Raw genomic sequence first — 2,606 nt, 5'->3', positions numbered from 1 at the left:
GGCAGCCAGTCCGGCAGCGTGTTGAAGCCGCCGATCAATTGCCAGACCTGATCGGCCGAGGCCGGGATGTCGATGGTTGCGGATGCTGTTGGCATAAAACCTCTCTTTCGGAAAATTCAGATAGTCAGGCTGTCGACCACACCGCCATCAACGCGCAACGCCGCGCCTGTGGTGGCCGAGGACAGCGGTGAAGCAATGTAAGTGACCAGATGCGCCACCTCCGCAACATCCGCTACGCGCTGGATGATCGAGGTCGGACGGGCCTTGCGCACAAAGGCGTCGGCTTCGTCGCGCAGGTCGCGCCCGGATTCGGCGGCCGCGTCCTTGAGCATGTCCTGCAGGCCATCGGTGAAAGTCGGCCCCGGCAGGATCGCATTGACCGTGACCCCGGTGCCAGCCAGACGTTTGGCCAGGCCGTGGGACACCGCGAGGTTGGCGCTTTTGGTTACGCCGTAATTGAGCATGTCCGCCGGCGTCGCCACCCCGGATTCCGATGACAGAAAGATCACCCTGCCCCAACCCTGCTCAACCATCGCCGGCACGTAATGCCGCGCCAGGCGCACGCCGGAAATCACGTTGACTTCATAGAAGCGCGTCCACTCGCTGTCGGGAGTATCGAAGAAATCGACGTCGTTGAAGATGCCGAGGTTGTTGACCAGAATGTCCGCGCGCGGCTCGGCGGCGAAAAGCTTTTCCGCGCCCTCGGCCGTGCCCAGATCGGCGGTAAGACCCCGCAACTGCGCGCTGGGCACCGCTTGGCGAATGCTCGCCAGCGCCTGCTCGACCTTGGCTGTGTCGCGACCGATGACCACAACCGTCGCCCCGGCTTCAGCCAGCGACTGGCTGATGCCCAGGCCGATGCCGCCGGTACTGCCGCTGACAATGGCCAGTTTTCCACTCAGATCGATCTTCATGCGTTTACCTCATTAGCAAGGAGTTCCACCGCGCTCGACTTTGGCGACGATTTCACAAGCATGGATCAGCGTAGTTGCGATATTGCCGGCATGGTTGAGCTGCCGACCGGTGACGGGGATGTGGTTTGATCGACGATCCCCTGTGTCTGGCAGACCGTAGCCCCTCACCCTAGCCCTCTCCCGGGGGAGAGGGAACCGACCGAGTTGTGCTGAACTTGACGTCGACCTGAAAGACCATAGCGATTATGGATTCAGAGAAGACCTTTCACGTCGGCGTATTACCTGAATATCCCCCGGTCAGTCCCCTCTCCCTCCGGGAGAGGGCTAGGGTGAGGGGCATTTCGGAACAGATCAGATTTCCGTCAGACGAAGCAGACCATCGGCGCCGACCCTGACGCCGATCGCATCGTAACTGGCCAACGTCGCATGCGCCGTTTCGATCGGGTGCTGGTGCGTGGTGGTGATGATCATCAGTGCAGCGCCCGCCGCTTCCGCAGCCTGAATACCAACCGTGGCGTCTTCAAAGATCAGACAGTCAGCCGGCTCGACTCCCAGCTTATTTGCAGCCAAGAGATACCCCGCAGGATCAGGCTTGCCAGCCTTCACATCTTCCGCCGTGATCATCACCGCCGGCTGCGGAATCCCCGCCGCCGCCATCCGCCGCAACGCCAGATCGCGAGGCGCCGACGTCACCATCGCCCAACGGTTTTTCGGCAGAACATTGAGAAAGGCTGCCGCCGCAGGAATCTCGACAATGCCTTCAACGTCATTGATTTCCGCTGCGGTGATGAACGCTGCTTGTTGCTCGGCATCCAGACCCGGCAGATTCAGCCGGGTGATGGTGTCGATCGCCCGCGCGCCATGGATGGTCGGCAAAAACGTCGCGACATCAACGCCATGGCGCACCGCCCACGCTGACCAGATGCGCTCGGCGGCGGCGATGGAGTTGAGGACGGTGCCGTCCATGTCGAACAGGAACGCGCCGAACGCGCGATCAAAAACCGATGCTTGTGCAGACAAAAGAGCAAATCCTCTGACAGTTGGCCGGGCAGCCTGGCCCGGCAATGTAGCACTTGTCAGTGCAACTGCGGGGCCTTGGATTTGAACGCACTTTCCACACAGTCGAGCAACTGTCCGATCGCCCACGGCTTCTTGATGAACGCTACCGAATGCTTGACCCCGGAGGTCTCGGGCGTTTCATAGCCGGACATGACCATCACCGGCTTGTCCGGCCAGCGGTCACCGAACAGGTTGGCCAGGTCAGCGCCATTGAGCGTGCCGGGCATGGTGATGTCGGTCAGCAGCAGTGCAACTTCTGCTGCATGTTGTTCCAGATACCGTGAGGCGGCGTCGGCGCTGGTTTGCGGTTCGACCTTGAACCCTTCCTCCTGGAGAATTTCGCAAAGGAACTCCAGAATCAACGGATCGTCTTCGACAACCAGAATCAACCCGCCAGGAAGGTGCGCGCTCGACGTAGGTGTAGGGCACATGAACAGCACTCCCCCGAATTACATTTTTGGTAAGCGGTTTGAATCCGCTGCTTATCAGGTATGAGCAGCGCGCCTTGTAGAAATTCACTTTTGATACAGCAGATTTCGCCAAGGTGTTGTTTTTCGAAGCGCAGCGCCCGTCGGAAACCTTCATTTGTGGTTAAAATGCCGGCCCTTTGAACGGCCGAACCGTAATCCATGA

At 60.1% G+C, this 2,606-nt stretch carries 5 protein-coding genes; all 5 read right to left on the bottom strand.

Translation table 11 applies throughout. From position 1 onward, the window contains the following. Positions 1-95 (bottom strand): SRPBCC family protein (locus D6877_RS29240; RefSeq protein WP_178083773.1); only part of this gene is annotated, 95 nt, incomplete at its 3' end. A gap of 21 nt (positions 96-116) precedes the next feature. Then, positions 117-914: an SDR family oxidoreductase gene (locus D6877_RS29235; RefSeq protein WP_130912953.1), complete on the bottom strand. Its 798-nt coding sequence runs from the start codon at positions 912-914 to the stop codon at positions 117-119. Between the two features lie 351 nt (positions 915-1,265). Continuing rightward, positions 1,266-1,934 carry an HAD-IA family hydrolase gene (locus D6877_RS29230; protein WP_130912952.1) on the bottom strand — a complete coding sequence of 223 codons (669 nt, stop codon included), beginning with the start codon at positions 1,932-1,934 and terminating at the stop codon, positions 1,266-1,268. 56 nt (positions 1,935-1,990) lie between these two features. Continuing rightward, positions 1,991-2,404: a response regulator gene (locus D6877_RS29225; RefSeq protein ID WP_130912951.1), complete on the bottom strand. Its 414-nt coding sequence runs from the start codon at positions 2,402-2,404 to the stop codon at positions 1,991-1,993. Further along, positions 2,359-2,606, bottom strand: a 248-nt coding sequence (locus tag D6877_RS29710; RefSeq protein WP_206663005.1) for a hypothetical protein, incomplete at its 5' end; no start/stop codon positions are given. The genes D6877_RS29710 and D6877_RS29225, both read right to left, overlap by 46 nt.

The organism is Pseudomonas sp. Sample_9 (assembly GCF_004307535.1).
Classification (GTDB): Bacteria; Pseudomonadota; Gammaproteobacteria; order Pseudomonadales; family Pseudomonadaceae; genus Aquipseudomonas; species Aquipseudomonas mercuritolerans.
This window is presented reverse-complemented; position numbering and strand designations above follow the sequence as displayed.